The following is a 14,544-nucleotide window of genomic DNA, read 5'->3' on the forward strand; positions in this document are numbered from 1 at the left end:
CATGGTCATCAAGTTCTTCGTGGCACCGGACGCCGAAGCTGCCGCTGCTGTCGCGGAGGGTGGTCCCGACGGGGTCTTCGAGTCCCTGACCTTCGGCAACTTCGATGTCGAGGAGGCTCTGATCGAGTGGGAGGGCATCTTCACCGGTCGGAGCTTTGAGGAAGTCCTTGACGACGATGTTCCCGAGACTGTTGTCGACCCGGACGACGGCGATGGTCCGCTCGTCCTCGCCGTCTCCGGCACCCTTCGAGATGCCCTGCGCACTGCCGTCGAGCACCGGCTCGCTGAAGTCAGCCGGCTGTGGGTGGCCGAGCGGGCGGCAGACGGCGAGGTCTTCGACCCCGAGATTGCCGTGTGGATCCTGAGCGGCTTGGCCGACCTGGCCCGTGCCGTCCGCGAGGGAGACGAGAACCTGTACTGCTGGGTGGCGTAGAAAGGGCACGGCCACCGTTGATCATCTTCGGTTGTGTGGACAGACGAAGATCAGCCGATGGCCGTGGGCCACAGCGTAGACCCTGCCCGGTGGCAGCCGGTGTTCGACGACCTGATGGCGAGGGTGGCGAGGCGTTTCGCCCGGGTCGAGCCGCGTCGCAGGGCACGGGCCCTCGTGCTGGGCCTGCTGGCAAAGTTGCCGCGGAAGAACTGCTGGACGAGCGCGGAGCATGCCGGTGACAGCAGTCCGGCCGGTATGCAGCACCTGCTCAGCCGCGCGTCCTGGGACGCCGACGAAGTCCGCGACGACATAAGGGACTTCGTGGTCGAGTACCTCGGCAACCAGGGCGCCGTCCTGGTGGTGGACGAGACCGGTGACCTGAAGAAGGGCACCGCGAGCGTCGGGGTGCAACGCCAGCACACCGGGACCGCGGGGGCCCGTATTTCAATAACTGTCAGCGACGGGTTTCCGCGGGGTTGTTCGGGCGTGTAGCTGTTCCAATGTGCGGGCGGGCGATCCGGGTATCGGCGTGACGAGGATCCGGTGCAGGTCCAGGAGCCGTTTTGCGTCCTGGTACTGGATGGACAGGTTGGTGCGGTTGACGCCCAGTAGTTGGGCCAGGAACGTCATGGTCACCGCTCTGCGGCGGCGCAGGATGGCTGCCAGGAGCCGGTGGGTGTGGTCCACGCTGCTGGTCTGTGGGTGGCGGTAACTGCGCGGGCGGTGGAAGCGTCGCTGGAATGCTGCCTCGGCCAAGGCGTCCCAGAAAGGCTCCGAGACCGCCACCAAATACTCGAAGGCGGTTCGTGACATGCCGGTGAGGGCCGGATCGGTGAGCATCGCGGTCAGGGCCGGGTCGGCTGGGTGTCTCGTTGCCGGCACGTCTGGCGCTCGCGGTGGAACGGGAGGCAGTGAGCTTCTTCGAGTTGGCCACCGATCAGGTGACGGTCCATGAAGCGCAACGAGCGAGGCCCCCAAGCTGTTGATCGAGATGTCTGACGTCTCAACCACGCTGCTCGGGGGCCTCGTTGGTCATCTATCCTGCCGCACTCGACCTGCCCCATGCCCTCGTGGAGTGGGTCACGATGCTCATCGTCACCCGTGAGGGTGACCGGCGCTGCAAGCTCCGCCCGTCCCAGCGCGCGATGGTGGCACTGGTGTACCTGCGCGAACACACCACTCTGGCGACGATCGCTGCCGGGTTCGGGATCAGCGAGTCCACCGCCCACGCCTACACCAGCACGGTCATCCACCTGCTCGCCGAACGAGCACCGGGTCTGCTGAAGGTCCTGCGCGAGGCCGAGGAGGACTTCGTCCTGCTGGACGGCACGCTCGCTGAGTGCGACCGGGTCGGCGACGGACGGGCCGACTACTCCCACAAACACCGCCGGCACGGGGTCAACGTGCAGGTGGTCACCGACCCAGGCGGCCGGCTGCTGTGGCTCTCACCCGCACTGCCGGGCCGATCTCACGACCTGACCGCCGCCCGCACCCACCGGATCATCCGCATCTGCGAGCGCCAGGGCGTGCCCATCCTGGCCGACCTCGCCTACCAGGGTGGCGGCCTCTGGGTGAGCACCGGCATCAAGCGCAGGCCCCTGCAGGAACTCACCCTCACCGAGAAGACCCTCAACCGTGCCCTGGCCGCGGCACGGGCACCGGTCGAACGCAGCGTCGCACGCCTGAAGACCTGGCAGATCTTCCGCAGATCCCGATGCAGCCCCAACCGCATGACGTCAATCGCCAAAGCCATCCTCACCCTGGAGCGGCAACGCTGAAGAAGCTCAGTGAGCGTTTTCCAACCTCACGTTGACGCGTGGTGAAGGACGAGGACGGCCTTCACCATGTCGGTGATCCGGTTGGTGCTGCAGCGGAGCTTGCGCAGAAGACGCCAGCCCTTGAGCGTGGCCATGGCCCGTTCATCGACGCATCGGATCTTGGCGTGACTGGTGTTGTGGAGGCGCTTCCACCTCTTCAGGCGGCGACCGCGGAACGGGACCCGAACAGGTCCGCCGGCTCCTTGATACGCCTTGTCTGCCCAGCACCTCAGGCTCACTTCGGCGAGCGCGTCGATGATCCCGTGGTGTCGGGCAGCAGTGAGGTCGTGGGTCGATCCAGGCAGGGCGGGCGAGGCCCAGAGCAGGCGTCCGAACGGATCGGTGAGGACCTGGATGTTCATGCCGTGGCGCTTGTGTTTCCCGGAGTAGTACGGGGTGTCCGCAGCGATCTCCCCCAGCCTTCGGCCGGGAGGTGCCCCCAGTCGATCGGCAGCAGGGTGCCGTCCAGGATCACGAACGCCTTCTCGCGGATCGTCCGCATCGCCTCGGCGAGCGAAGGCCCGAGGGCGGCCAGGGCCTCGACGGCTTCGCGTATATAGCGGTAGACCGTGGCGATCCCGATGCCGAATCCGGCAGCGAGCTGGGCGTAGGTATCACCGCACCGTAGGTGCGCGAGGGCCAGCAGAGCCTGGCGGCCGGCGGGCAGGCGTCGCCACCGTGTACCGATCTTCGCCTGCCGCGCGGTCAGTTGACGGGTAAGGAACCGCAGGGTTCGGCTGGACAGATCGATCGAGGATGGGTAGACAAGCACGAGAAGCTCCTGGCGGACACGGGTGATCTTGGTCGAGAACCCGTCTACCAGGAGCTTCGACGTTGCGCAGGAGCGTCCAACTTGCGGTCAGCATCGGGATGTTGGAAAACGCTCGCTGTGTTCGCGAGTGGTTGCGGAACTCAACGCGCCACCGGCAGCACCCCGTTGACCTCCGACGCGACACCCGATCCATACGTCAGCGTCATCCCCGCACCGACGGCCACGGATACCAGCGGACTTCGCAGCATCGTTACCGCCGGCCCGATCCCCTCGCCGACTCCGGCCAAGGGTGCCGCATGTCATCGTGAAGGAGCGCGCGGCTCTGACGCGAGCGGAAATACGTGCTCCACAACGACATGGCCTGGCAACTGCTGCCGCTGGAGCTGGGGTTCGGCTCCGGACAGACCTGCTGGCGGCGTTTGGACCGGTGGCAGCAGGCCGGGGTCTTCGACCGGCTGCACCGCATTCTGCTCGCCGAACTGAATGCGGCCGGAGAGCCTTGCTTGTGCGCGTCTGGCGACCATCGGTTGGGACCGAAAGCTGCGTCTGTGGGATCTGGAGACTCGGACTCTGCTTCGTGAGTTCGCGCTCCAGGAACGGCCGGATGTCGTGGCCGCAGCAGGCGGCATCGTCGTACTTGGTACGGAGCAGGGAACGGTGTCGGCCTGGCGTGCTGATAAGCCGGGTCGAGTTGGCTGCTGGACTGCTTCAGCACCGATCACGACCCTTGCGGCCAGGGGGGGCTCCCAACGGCGAGGCGTCGGTCATAGCCGGCGATGCCGGTGGCGCTGTCCACCAGCTGCGGATCCGTGCATGACCACCGAAACAGCGAACTCAGTCACCATCACCAACACCTACAACACAGCGGAGCGCACCAAGACGACATCGATCAGCGGCGTGGGCACCGGGGTGGCGAGTACGACGCTTACTCCGAGCTAGGAGCTGGGTGGACGGACGCCCTCCGCCGACTCCCTCCACGGCATCGGTGAAGCGCGGTCGCATGTCTCGGATTCGCGGACGGCCTGCTGAAGAGGGGTGTAGGTCGCCGAGGCGGCTGCCCCTGGCGGCAATCTGGGAGGGCAGGCGGCATGGTGCAGCCTCACAGGGGAGAGTGGCGTAGATCACTCTAAAGAGTGGAACCTGTGCTGATGCTTTACGTGTGCTTTGTTGTTTCTTTGCCGTTTTTTCCTTCGATACGTTCACACCAGCACCACAGAACGGTGTGTCAGTTACGCATGAGACGGGGGAAATCATGGCAACTCACAGCTCTGCGCCGGGGAGGCGCAGACGGTCGGGGGCCGGGGGGAGAGCGCGCTTCATAGCGAGTGGTCTCGCCCTGGCCATGGCTGTCACCGTGCTGGACGGCGCTGATTCCGCTCTTGCCCAGCCGCTCCAGGCGCCTGCGGCCGTACCGCAGAAGAAGGCGGTGACGCAGGCCGCTGACATCGCTTCGGCCCGTATCGCCGCGAAGTTGTCCGGTAAGAGGGTCGAGGCGCTTTCCGAGCGCACCGAGACGTCGACCACCTGGGTCAACAAGGACGGGTCGCTCACCACCGAGCTGACCGCCGGGCCTGTGCGCTTCAAGGACCCCGCCACGGGTGTCTGGCGAGATGTAGATGTCGACCTGGCCGCTCAGGCCGACGGTTCGGTTGCCGCCAAGGCGCACCCGGCTGGGTTGAAGCTGTCAGGGAAGACGGGCGCCAGGCCGTCTTCCCTGCAAGCGGCCCAGTCCGCTCCGGCCGCCGACCTGGTCACGCTCGGCCAGGGAGACGAGCAGATCACCCTGCAGTGGCGCGGCGGACTGCCGGCGCCTCAGCTGGACGGTACTCGCGCCACCTATGTCAACGCGGTGCCCGGCGCGGATGTGGTGGTGGAAGCCACCCGTACCGGCTTCGAGCAGTTCGTCGAGGTCAAGGCTCGGCCGGAGACCGGCTTCTCTTACACCCTGCCGCTTCGGACCAAGGGCCTGAAAGTCGAGCAGCAAGCCGACGGCAGCGTGCTGTTCACCGACAAGAAGTCGAAGAAGACCGCTGCCATGCCCGCCCCGGTCATGTGGGACGCAACGGTCGACCCGGTCTCGGGCGAACACACGCGCCAGGTCCGCGTTGCCATGAAGGTCGTCAAGGCCAAGGGCGGTGTCGATCTCGTCATCACCCCCGACGCCGGCTTCCTGGCCGATCCGGCCACGAAGTACCCCGTCACGGTGGACCCTTCCACCTCGGCGCTCTCCAACGTCTTCGACACCTACGTCCAGCAGGGCACCACGGTCGACTGGTCCACGGATGTCGAGCTGGACCTGGGTAACCCCGGGACGCAGAACGCCGACGGGACCTTCCGGACCGCCCGGTCGTTCGTCTCGTGGAACACCGCGCCGATCGCCGACGCGCTGGTGACGGACGCGAAGCTCTCGCTGTGGAACTTCCACTCCGGCAACTACACCGGATCGTCATGTCCGACCCAGCCCTGGGAGGTGTGGTCCACCGGCGCTGCGACGACATCGTCGCGGTGGACGGCCCAGCCGTCATGGACCGCGAAGAAGGCCACTTCCTCGGAGACCCTGGGCAACGCTTCGTGTTCCACGCAGCCGGACGGCTGGATCAACGCCAACGTCACGACCATGGTGCAGGAATGGGCCTCGGCCAAGGCGGCCAAGTCGCACATGGGTCTGCGTGCCACAGATGAGGCTGTCACCGGGCAGTGGAAACGTGTCAACTCCGCCAACGCAGCCTCGAACCCGCCGAAGCTGACCGTCACGTACAACTACCGGCCGCGCACGGGCACGAAGCAGGAGGCGGGTGCGCCGTTCTACTCCTACGGGGGCGCCTATGTGGTCAACACCGCCACCCCGACCCTGCGGGACACCTTCGTCGACCCCAACGGGGACAAGGTCAACGGCACCTTCCAGATCTTCGACTCCGCCACCAACGCCCAGGTCGGCAACGTCATCGTCTCGCCCTGGGTGAACTCCGGACAGGCCGCCTCCGTGACCGTCCCGGCCGGAGTCCTGACCAACGGCAAGACGTACAAATTCCGCACCTCGCCGTACGACGGGGCGCACTACAACACGGGCTGGTCGGAGTGGAAGACCTTCACGGTCGACACCACCGCCCCCTCGGCGCCGACCGGTGTGACGTCGACGGACTATCCGTCCACTGCGTGGGTCAAGGGCGCCGGACAGGCCGGCACTTTCACGGTCACGCCCCGGGGCACGGATCACAACTGGCTCGAATGGTCCTTGGACGGCCTGACGTGGACCAAGGTCACCACCGGCGGGTCCACCGCGGCCAAGGGCATCAGCATCACCCCGCCGAAGGACGGCACTCACACCCTCCAGGTACGGCAGGTCGACAAGGCGGACAACAAGTCCGAGTCTCTGGACTACACCTTCCACGCCGGGCCTGGCGGCTTCGTCCAGCCGAGCGAGGGTGAGAGCACCGCGCGCCGGCTGCCGCTTCTCGCCGAGGCCGAAGCGGGCAAGTACGACTCCGTCTCCTTCTCCTGGCGTCGTTCCGACGCCGACACTTGGACGAATATTCCGGTGGCGGACGTCGTCAAGGACGGCCAAGCGCTCACGTCGTGGCCGGTCCCGCTGGTGAACGGCAAAAACGCCGCCCTCGCCTGGAACGCCACCAGCACCGTCGACCCCGATGGAAGCGTCCAGATCAAGGCCGACTTCACCGGGCCGAACGGCGCGGCGGGCAGTACGCAGCCACTTCCGGTGGTGGTTGACCGCAACGCGGACGGTGCCGCCGGTTCCCAGGTGGGCCCGGGCTCGGTGAACCTGCTCAACGGTGACTACTCGCTCGGGGCCTCGGACGCCGAGGTGCTGGGCCTGTCGGTGAGCCGTACGGCCTCCTCACGAGTGCCGGACAAGGGCACCAAGCAGACTGGTCAGGCGCCGATCTTCGGCAAGGAGTGGGTCTCCGGCACCACCGCCCCCGAGGTGGACTCGGGGTACTCCCACATCGAGAAGACCTCCAGCACCTCGCTCAACCTCGTCTCGACCGACGGCGCGTCCGTGTACTTCACGGCCAACCAGGCCCAGAACGGCTGGATCCCCGAGCCCGGCTTCGAAGAACTCGCCCTGACCGGCGGTTTCTCATCCTCCTTCACCCTGAAGGAGGATGACGGCTCGGTGACCACCTTCAAGAAGGCTGCCGCCGACGCCCCGACCTGGCAGTTGTCCAGCTCGGTCAAGTCAGGTATCGACGGCGGGGAAAGCCTGGTCGTATCCGAAGCCGTCACCATCGACGGCAAGCGGGTCAGCCGCCCCAAGCGCATCATCGGCGCTACGAGCGCGGCCACGGCCACGACCTGTGAGGCCACCCCGTCGACCCGCGGTTGCAAGGTCCTGGACTTCGTCTACGCGACCACGACCACCGCCACCGCCAGTAGCTTGGGCGACATCGCAGGCCAGGTTTCCGAGCTCAAGGTGTGGGCCTCCGAACCCGGCGCCGCCAATTCCACCGCGGTCGGCGTGGCCCGCTACGCCTATGACGAGCAGGGCCGTCTGCGGCAGGTGTGGGACCCGCGGAGCAGCCCCGCTCTGAAGACCACGTACACCTATGAGCCCGCCGGTCGCGTCAGCACCCTGACACCACCGGGACAACTGCCGTGGACGTTCAACTACGGCAAGGTCGCCGCGGTGACGGGTGCCTCGGACGGCATGCTGCTGTCCGTGCAGAGGCCCACCCTGGCGGCCGGCACGAAGGACCAGGTCTCCGGCACGGCGACCTCCACGGTCGTCTACAACGTTCCGCTCACCGGGACGACGGCCCCGGCCGCGATGGGCTCGGCCGATGTCGCCAAGTGGGGACAGAACGAGGCTCCCGTCGACGCCACCGCGGTCTTCCCCGCGGACAAGGTGCCCTCCTCCTCCGACGGTGCGCAGTTGTCGAAGGCCGACTACGCCCGGGCCATGGTGCTCTACATGAACGCCTCCGGCCGCCAGGTCAACCAGCGCAACCCTGGCGACCACATCACCACCACCCAGTACGACCGGTACGGCAACACGGTGATGGAGCTGTCGGCCGCGAACCGCGCCCTCGCTCTCGGGCTGACCGACAAGGACAAGGCCAACCTCGCCGAGCTCGGACTGGGCTCCGACGCGGCCGGATCCGCAGCGCGGGGCCGCCTGCTGGCCGCTGAGACCACTTTCGCCGCCGACGGCTCCCGCTCGACCGACTCCCGTGGTCCACTGCGCATGCTGACCTTGGGGAAGGACCTCGAGGCCGCCGACGGCACGGTCCTGCTCGCAGCGGGCACCGCGGCTCCTGGTCGTACGTGGACGACCACGTCCTACGACGCCGGTCGTCCCACCGACGGCTCGGCCAGCGTGGTCAACCAGCCCACCAAGGAGACGGTCGGCGCCGAACTGCTGACCTATCCCGGTCAGATGGCCGACGGGCGTGTCACCACCACCGAGTACGACTGGGCCAAGGGCCTGGCCACGAAGAACGTGCAGGACCCCGGCGGCCTGGCGATCACCCGGATCACCGAGTTCGACGACAAGGGCCGTGCCGTCAAGTCGCTCATGCCCAAGTCGAACGGAACCGACCCCGGAACCCAGCTGACCACCTATTGGTCCGCCACCGGCACCGGAACCTGCGCGGGCCGTCCTGAGTGGGCCGACCAGGTCTGCGAGGTGCGCTACGCGGGTGCCGCAGCCGGCACCAATGGCGCCCTGCCGGTGATCTACAACGAGTACAACGTCTACGGTCAGCCGGCGAAGGTCGTGGAGAGTGCCAACGGCGCCACCCGTACCCTGGTCACCACCTACGACGCAGCAGGCCGGCAGTCGACGGTGACCACCGGCGGCACCGCCGGCACCGCCATCCCGGACCAGACCTTCACCTACGACGTGGAGGCAGGGCACCTCACCAAGACCTCCTCGACCACCGCGGGCGCCATTACCCGTACCTTCGACGTGCTCGGACGTCAGATGAGCTACACGGACGCCGACACCAACACCACCTCGGTGCAGTACGACCAGCTCAACCGGCCGGTCAAGAGCACCGACGGCGCCCCCTCCACGGTCACCTACACCTACGACACCTCGGCAGAGCCGCGCGGACTGCTCGTCTCGCTCACCGACTCCGTCGCGGGAACCTTCCGCACCTCGTACGACGCGGACGGCAACGTGGCCACCGAGAAACTGCCCGGCGGCTACACGATGACCCAGTCCAACGACCCGGCCGGCAAGCCGACGGAGCGCGCCTACACCCGTGACTCTGACGGCGCCCTGCTGCTCAGCGACGCCGCCACGGTCATGGCTCACGACCAGTGGGCCACCCGGGCCGGAGGCGCAGGACAGAACACCAACCGCGCCTACGGCTACGACACGGCCGGCCGACTGACGTCGGTGGAGGACACCGCCGACAGCGTCTGCACCCGCCGCTCGTACGTCTGGGACAAGCATTCCAACCGCACCTCCGTCACGACGGCCGCCGCAGCCCCCGGTCTGGACTGCCCGACGACCGGCGGTACGACCGTCACCAGCACCTACGACACGGCAGATCGGCGGACCGACAGCGGCTACGTCTACGACGCGTTCGGCCGCGCTACCACCGTTCCCGGTGAGGGCACGCTCGGCTACTACCTCAACGACCTCGTGAGGCAGCAGCAGTTGGGCGACCAGCGTCAGACCTGGGCTCTCGACGCTACCCGCCGGATCCGTTCCTGGACCGTCGAGTCGAACGCCTCGGGCAGCTGGGCCACGACCGCGACCAAGGTCAACCACTACAGCAGCGACAGCGACAAGCCGACCTGGATCGTCGAGAACACCACCACCGGGGCCATCACCCGCAACGTGGAATCCGCCGGACGCAGCCTCGGTGCCACCACCAGCAAGACCGGTGACGTCGTCCTGCAACTCGTCGACCTGCACAACGACGTCTCCCTCGCACTCCCGCTCGACACCTCCAAAGCCCCCACGGCCCTGACCACGGACGAGTTCGGCAAGCGCACCAGCACCGAGCAGGCCCGCTACGGGTTCTTCGGCGGCGAACAGCGCTCCGCCGACACCCTCGGCAACCTCGTGCTCATGGGCGTGCGCCTGTACGACCCGGCCTCCGGCCGGTTCCTGCAGACCGATCCGGTCGCCGGCGGCAGCTGCAGCAACTACGACTACGTCTGCGCCGACCCGGTCAACGCAGAGGACGTCTCTGGCTGCCTGCCCTGCAAGATCCCGTGGTACGCGTGGACCGGCTGGCGAAGCGACATCAAGATCACCTGGTCCGGCAAGTGGTCCTACACCAGCTGGCGCACCAAGAAGTACTCCTGGATGTGGGACGCGCTCGCCGACTGGACGCCCCTGGCGATCGTGGGCTGGAAGGAGCGGTGGCGCTGGCGCACCCAGCGCGGTGTCCGCTGCACCCTCCTGTCGTGGAGCCGTGAAAAGGTCCTGGCCGAATGGGTGTCCGTCTACACCACCCAGTACCAGGACCGGATCACCTACCGGAAGACGTACACCAACTTCCGGTTCTCCGAGACGTCGTCCTGGTGGACCACCTACCGGCGAACCTATGTCTACTCGTCGAAGATCTACTGGGGATACTGACCCCCGGTACATTCCAGGCTGCCCGGGCCGCTTGTCAGCAGCCCGGGCAGCCGCCCTGACTTCTCGAGCACCTCTCAACAGTGAAAACCAAGGAGCAATAAGAATGTCCCAGTCCCGCGTCGGCGTCCTGGTGATGTCGATCGGCGTCGCTCTCACAGCGGCCGGAGCAGCGATGTACGTTCTTCCAGGCCCGGGCCTTCCTGTCCTGCTGCTGGGCCTCGCCGCTGTCGTCGCAGGAGCGGCCGTATGGTTCATCGGCCGCAACTCCGCAAGCTGAACGCTGATCGGCCGTCATAAAGCGCACCGATTTCTCTTTTCGTTATCCGCCTGGGCTGGAACAGCCCTGGCCGATTGAATACTTGTGAGGTGGGGAAATGCCGAAGCATCGGCTGTCCAGAAAGGGCCGCTACATCGCCCTGGCGACGACCGGCATTGTCGTCGTGTCCGGCGCCGGGATCGCGGCGCAGACCTCGATGGCCGCCACAACGTGGCCCGCGCAGAGGACCTTCACCGGCCGGGCCTTCGACGCCTGCACGGCGCCCTCGCTCACCGCGATGAATGCGTGGAAGAAGGACGCCTACTACAGCGGCGTCGCCGTCTACATCGGCGGCAAGAACCGGGGTTGCGCCCAGCCCAACCTCACCAAGTCCTGGGTGAAGTCGGTCGACACCCTCGGCTGGCGGATCATCCCCTTGTACGTCGGCGCACAGCCACCCTGCCAGAAGAGCCTCAACAAGGAGAGGTTCACCGCGGCCACCGCCGCCTCGGTAGGCGCTGCCAATGCCAACGACGCGGTAGCCAAGGCGTCGGCGCTCGGCATGAAGCCCGGCAGTTCGATCTACCTCAACATGGAGTCGTACGACATCGCCGACAAGGCATGCAACGACGCCACCCTCACCTACGTGCGGTCCTTCACCAAAACCCTGCGCGCCAGGACCTACCGCGCGGGCCTCTACGGCTTCAGCAGCTCCAGTGCCAAGGCGATCGCCACCGCCAAGAACCGCACGGACCTGCCCGGCAACCTCTGGTACGCCCTGTGGAACGGCCAGGAGACCACCACCAAGGACTGGCCCTGGGACCCGAAGCTGTACACCGACCACAGCCGCGGCCACCAGTACAAGGCCAACAGCAAGGAGACCCGCGGCGGCTACACCATCAACGTCGACCGCAATGCCTGGGACGCCCCGGTCGCCATCATCGGCTGACTTGAGTGCCGCCGTGCAGCGCCGCCGGCCATGTGGACTTGACTGGCCCCGTCGCCCCTGGTGACGGTTTCGAGGTGGCGCCTGGCGGGCCTTGGCCTCCAGTCCGACACATGACCGGCGCCGCACGTCCCCGCCGTTCGTCTGGGTTTAGCGCCCTGTGCTGACCCTGTTGTCCGGCGCGGCTTGGTCATCGCAACAGCCCTCAGGGGGCTGGGCATTGGAACGCTCCTGGAACCCGAGCCGGGTGGTCGGGGCCGCGCCAAGGCGAGAAAGTTGCCTGCCCGCTTCGGCTGACTCATGCACCACCGACGCCTCGCTCGCGACTACGAACGCCGTGAGGTGGGTGAAGCTGTGCTCGACGGGTGCCCGCACGGCCTCCAGCGCCGTGCTCGATACTTCTGGCCTCGCGTAAGGGACCGGTTCCGGGCAGCCCTGTGATCACAGGTGTGACGTCCCGGTATCGGACTAGGTCAGCGACACAGCGGCCGTCAAGCAGGGATCCCTTGCCCTTTTTGCCAAGATCCTTACCAGCAGTCCCAGCCCGAAAACCCCAGTGGGGCTCCCCGCCCACAAGAACGGGAAGCCCCACCTGCCTGCGTCGGTCAACCGGTCATGGCCGCCACGACCAGCGCAACAGCCGCACCGCACAGCAGCACCACAAGCGGCCATGCCGGCCAGCCGCGCCCGGTTCGCCTGCGCCACAGCACCAGCCACAGCGCACACGCCGCCACGAACACGACCGTCACACCGCTCAGCTGGCCGTCCCGCCACGCCACCCGCACGGCGCCAGGGTCAGCACCTCATACAAGGAGCGCAACGAGGACGCCCACGGTCAGCGCACACACCGCTTCCAGCAGCCTGCTCATACGGTGCCCTTCTTCTCCGGCGTCTTTGTCAGGTCAGTGCGCGGGCGGAACGGACGCCTCGACCTCGACGGTCTCCGTCTTACGGCCTTCTGTGTCCGTGCTGGTGGACCGCTTCTCCCCGGCCCGGGGGCCGGCTAAGGGCGCCTGGGGCGCACCGGACTGCGCGATCTTGACGCGCGTCTTGACCATGAGGGTCTTGCCGTCTGCGTCCTTGACCACCTTGCCGACCGCCCCGATCAGCGGCAGCTCTTCGGGCATCTTGGACTCGTCCACCGTGCCGTCGGGGTTGACCCACTCCGGGGTGGGCGGCGCCGGCGGCACCGCGGCCTTCTCGGCCTGCCCGCTGCCGGCAGGGCTGGGTGCCTCATTGGCGGAGGCGTTGGCCGCCAGGGCGCCCAGCAGCAGCACCCCGGCCACCGCTCCACCAGCGAGGGATATACGGGTCTTCTTCATGCGTGGTATCTCCAGTCCTTGCGGGTTACGGCTCGATGAAGTGCTGTCCGAGCACATTCAGATTCTTGTGCTTGAGCGGGGACAGCCGGGCCACATCCTCGTCCCGGATCTCGTGGCCCTCCGCGCCTCACTCCACCTCCATACCCAGACATCGCCTGGTGGTGGAACCACCTCACCCCATGACCGTGGCACCTCTCCACGGTCTACTGCAGGATTGCACCAGAGATCTGCCGGAGTCGGTCCGTCGCCTTCTTCCTCCTGGTGGGAGAAACGCTGCTGCTGCCAGAGGTCGGCGAGGTTGTGGAAGCCGCGTTTCTCCCAGAAGCCGCGCCGTGCGTCTGATGCGCATGTGCGTGCCTGGGACAGCGCGCGTGTCGCGGAGGCGACCGAGGTGTTCGCGATGCTGTCCGACGTGACCCGGCTGCATCTGCTGTGGCTGCTTGCCCAGGCGGAGTCGGACGTCGGTTCGCTGACCGAGCGTTGCGAGGCGTCCCGGACGGCCGCGAGCCAGCACCTGGCGAAGCTACGGCTCGCCGGGCTCGTGGAGACACGGCGTGAGGGCCGCCACGTCTACTACAGCCTGCGCGACGGCCATCTGCGCCGACTGGTGACGGAAGCGCTCAGCCACGCCGACCACCGGGTCACCGGCAAGGCCCCGCACGACTGACGCGGAGACGGCCCGGGCCACTGAGAGCGACGAACGGGTACGCCAGGTCATCGCCTCCGCTTTCGCCCAGGCCGAAGCCCGCGACCCTGAGCACCGGCGCGACAGGATCGTCCTGGTCGACGGCGCCCGCCACCAACTCGACCTGATCCAGGCCGAAGCCGCCCGCCGCGACATAGGGATCCACATTGTCCTCGACATCGTGCACGTTCTGGAAAAGCTCTGGTCAGCGGCCCGCTGCTTCTACGCCCCCACCGATCCTGACGCCGAAGACTGGGTCGCCGCCCACGCCGCCCGCCTCCTGAACGGGGCCACCGACGACACCGTCACCGCCCTTAACACCGAGGCCGACCAGCACCACCTGACCGGCGAGCAACGCACCGCCATCGACAGGCGCGTCCGCTACCTGAGCAACAATGCCGCCTTCCTCCACTACGACCAGGCCCTCGCCAAGGGCTGGCCGATCGGCAGCGGCGTCATTGAGGGAGCGGCCAGGCATCTGGTCGCCGACCGCCTCGCGATCACCGGAAGCCGATGGAGCGTCCCCGGCGCCGAAGCCCTCCTCCACCTCCGCGCGATCATCAGCAACGGCGACTTCACCACCTACTGGCGCTACCACGTGCACCAAGAGCACGCACGCCTCTATCCCCACCCAGAGCAGACTGATTACCGCCTGACGGCCTGAACGATCTCACCGCAGCAGAGCTACACCCAAAGGATTTCGGTTCCACCACACCACAGGCGGGCGCGGCGGTCCTGAGTCGGCCGTGACGCGC

11 protein-coding genes and 4 pseudogenes are annotated in these 14,544 nt (G+C 67.2%); 10 read left to right on the forward strand and 5 right to left on the reverse strand.

What is annotated here, in order from left to right:
- Window position 1: 1 nt before the first annotated feature.
- Together OG407_RS49645 and OG407_RS49650 are read left to right on the forward strand one after the other, a co-directional pair.
- Complete coding sequence (locus tag OG407_RS49645; protein WP_405868984.1) at window positions 2-433, forward strand: hypothetical protein; 432 nt, start codon at window positions 2-4, stop codon at window positions 431-433.
- A gap of 114 nt (window positions 434-547) precedes the next feature.
- Window positions 548-868 (forward strand): annotated as a pseudogene (locus OG407_RS49650) (transposase); the annotation flags it as partial.
- On the opposite strand, the pseudogene OG407_RS49655 reads toward OG407_RS49650, so the two are convergent.
- A pseudogene (locus tag OG407_RS49655) lies at window positions 868-1,348 on the reverse strand (ISAzo13 family transposase); the annotation flags it as partial. The pseudogenes OG407_RS49650 and OG407_RS49655 overlap by 1 nt on opposite strands.
- Before the next feature lie 113 nt (window positions 1,349-1,461).
- Here OG407_RS49655 and OG407_RS49660 point away from each other — a divergent pair.
- A complete protein-coding gene (locus OG407_RS49660) occupies window positions 1,462-2,211 on the forward strand; it encodes a transposase family protein (RefSeq protein ID WP_405868089.1) in 750 nt (249 codons plus the stop codon).
- Between the two features lie 26 nt (window positions 2,212-2,237).
- Here the strand turns inward: OG407_RS49660 and OG407_RS49665 are convergent.
- A pseudogene (locus tag OG407_RS49665) lies at window positions 2,238-3,022 on the reverse strand (transposase family protein).
- 338 nt (window positions 3,023-3,360) lie between these two features.
- Here OG407_RS49665 and OG407_RS49670 point away from each other — a divergent pair.
- The 5 genes and pseudogenes from OG407_RS49670 to OG407_RS49690 form a co-directional block, all read left to right on the forward strand.
- Window positions 3,361-3,516: pseudogene (locus OG407_RS49670) on the forward strand (transposase); the annotation flags it as partial.
- 319 nt (window positions 3,517-3,835) lie between these two features.
- Window positions 3,836-3,961 carry a hypothetical protein gene (locus OG407_RS49675; protein WP_405868091.1) on the forward strand — a complete coding sequence of 42 codons (126 nt, stop codon included), beginning with the start codon at window positions 3,836-3,838 and terminating at the stop codon, window positions 3,959-3,961.
- Between the two features lie 403 nt (window positions 3,962-4,364).
- Window positions 4,365-10,580, forward strand: a complete 6,216-nt coding sequence (locus OG407_RS49680) for an RHS repeat-associated core domain-containing protein (RefSeq protein WP_405868093.1) — start codon at window positions 4,365-4,367, stop codon at window positions 10,578-10,580.
- Window positions 10,581-10,683: 103 nt separating this feature from the next.
- On the forward strand, window positions 10,684-10,857 hold the full coding sequence (locus tag OG407_RS49685; RefSeq protein WP_019070528.1) for a hypothetical protein: 174 nt from the start codon (window positions 10,684-10,686) through the stop codon (window positions 10,855-10,857).
- A 97-nt stretch (window positions 10,858-10,954) separates the two neighbouring features.
- Window positions 10,955-11,785: a glycoside hydrolase domain-containing protein gene (locus OG407_RS49690; RefSeq protein ID WP_405868095.1), complete on the forward strand. Its 831-nt coding sequence runs from the start codon at window positions 10,955-10,957 to the stop codon at window positions 11,783-11,785.
- 602 nt (window positions 11,786-12,387) lie between these two features.
- On the opposite strand, the gene OG407_RS49695 is transcribed toward OG407_RS49690, so the two are convergent.
- Window positions 12,388-12,567 (reverse strand): hypothetical protein, encoded by a 180-nt coding sequence (locus OG407_RS49695; RefSeq protein WP_405868097.1) that lies wholly within the window; start codon window positions 12,565-12,567, stop codon window positions 12,388-12,390.
- A gap of 117 nt (window positions 12,568-12,684) precedes the next feature.
- Complete coding sequence (locus tag OG407_RS49700) at window positions 12,685-13,104, reverse strand: hypothetical protein (protein ID WP_405868099.1); 420 nt, start codon at window positions 13,102-13,104, stop codon at window positions 12,685-12,687.
- Window positions 13,105-13,453: 349 nt separating this feature from the next.
- On the opposite strand from OG407_RS49700, the gene OG407_RS49705 reads away from it, so the two are divergent.
- The gene (locus OG407_RS49705) at window positions 13,454-13,771 is read left to right on the forward strand and encodes an ArsR/SmtB family transcription factor (RefSeq protein WP_405868101.1); all 318 of its coding nucleotides are present in this window, start codon (window positions 13,454-13,456) and stop codon (window positions 13,769-13,771) included.
- Here the strand turns inward: OG407_RS49705 and OG407_RS49710 are convergent.
- Window positions 13,746-13,976, reverse strand: coding sequence for a hypothetical protein (locus OG407_RS49710; RefSeq protein WP_405868103.1), 231 nt, complete (start codon window positions 13,974-13,976; stop codon window positions 13,746-13,748). The two genes, OG407_RS49705 and OG407_RS49710, sit on opposite strands and share 26 nt — an antisense overlap.
- Here OG407_RS49710 and OG407_RS49715 point away from each other — a divergent pair.
- The gene (locus OG407_RS49715; protein ID WP_405868105.1) at window positions 13,971-14,453 is read left to right on the forward strand and encodes a hypothetical protein; all 483 of its coding nucleotides are present in this window, start codon (window positions 13,971-13,973) and stop codon (window positions 14,451-14,453) included. The two genes, OG407_RS49710 and OG407_RS49715, sit on opposite strands and share 6 nt — an antisense overlap.
- The last annotated feature ends 91 nt before the right edge of the window (window positions 14,454-14,544 follow it).

Source organism: Streptomyces sp. NBC_01515 (assembly GCF_045040345.1).
GTDB lineage: Bacteria > Actinomycetota > Actinomycetes > Streptomycetales > Streptomycetaceae > Streptomyces.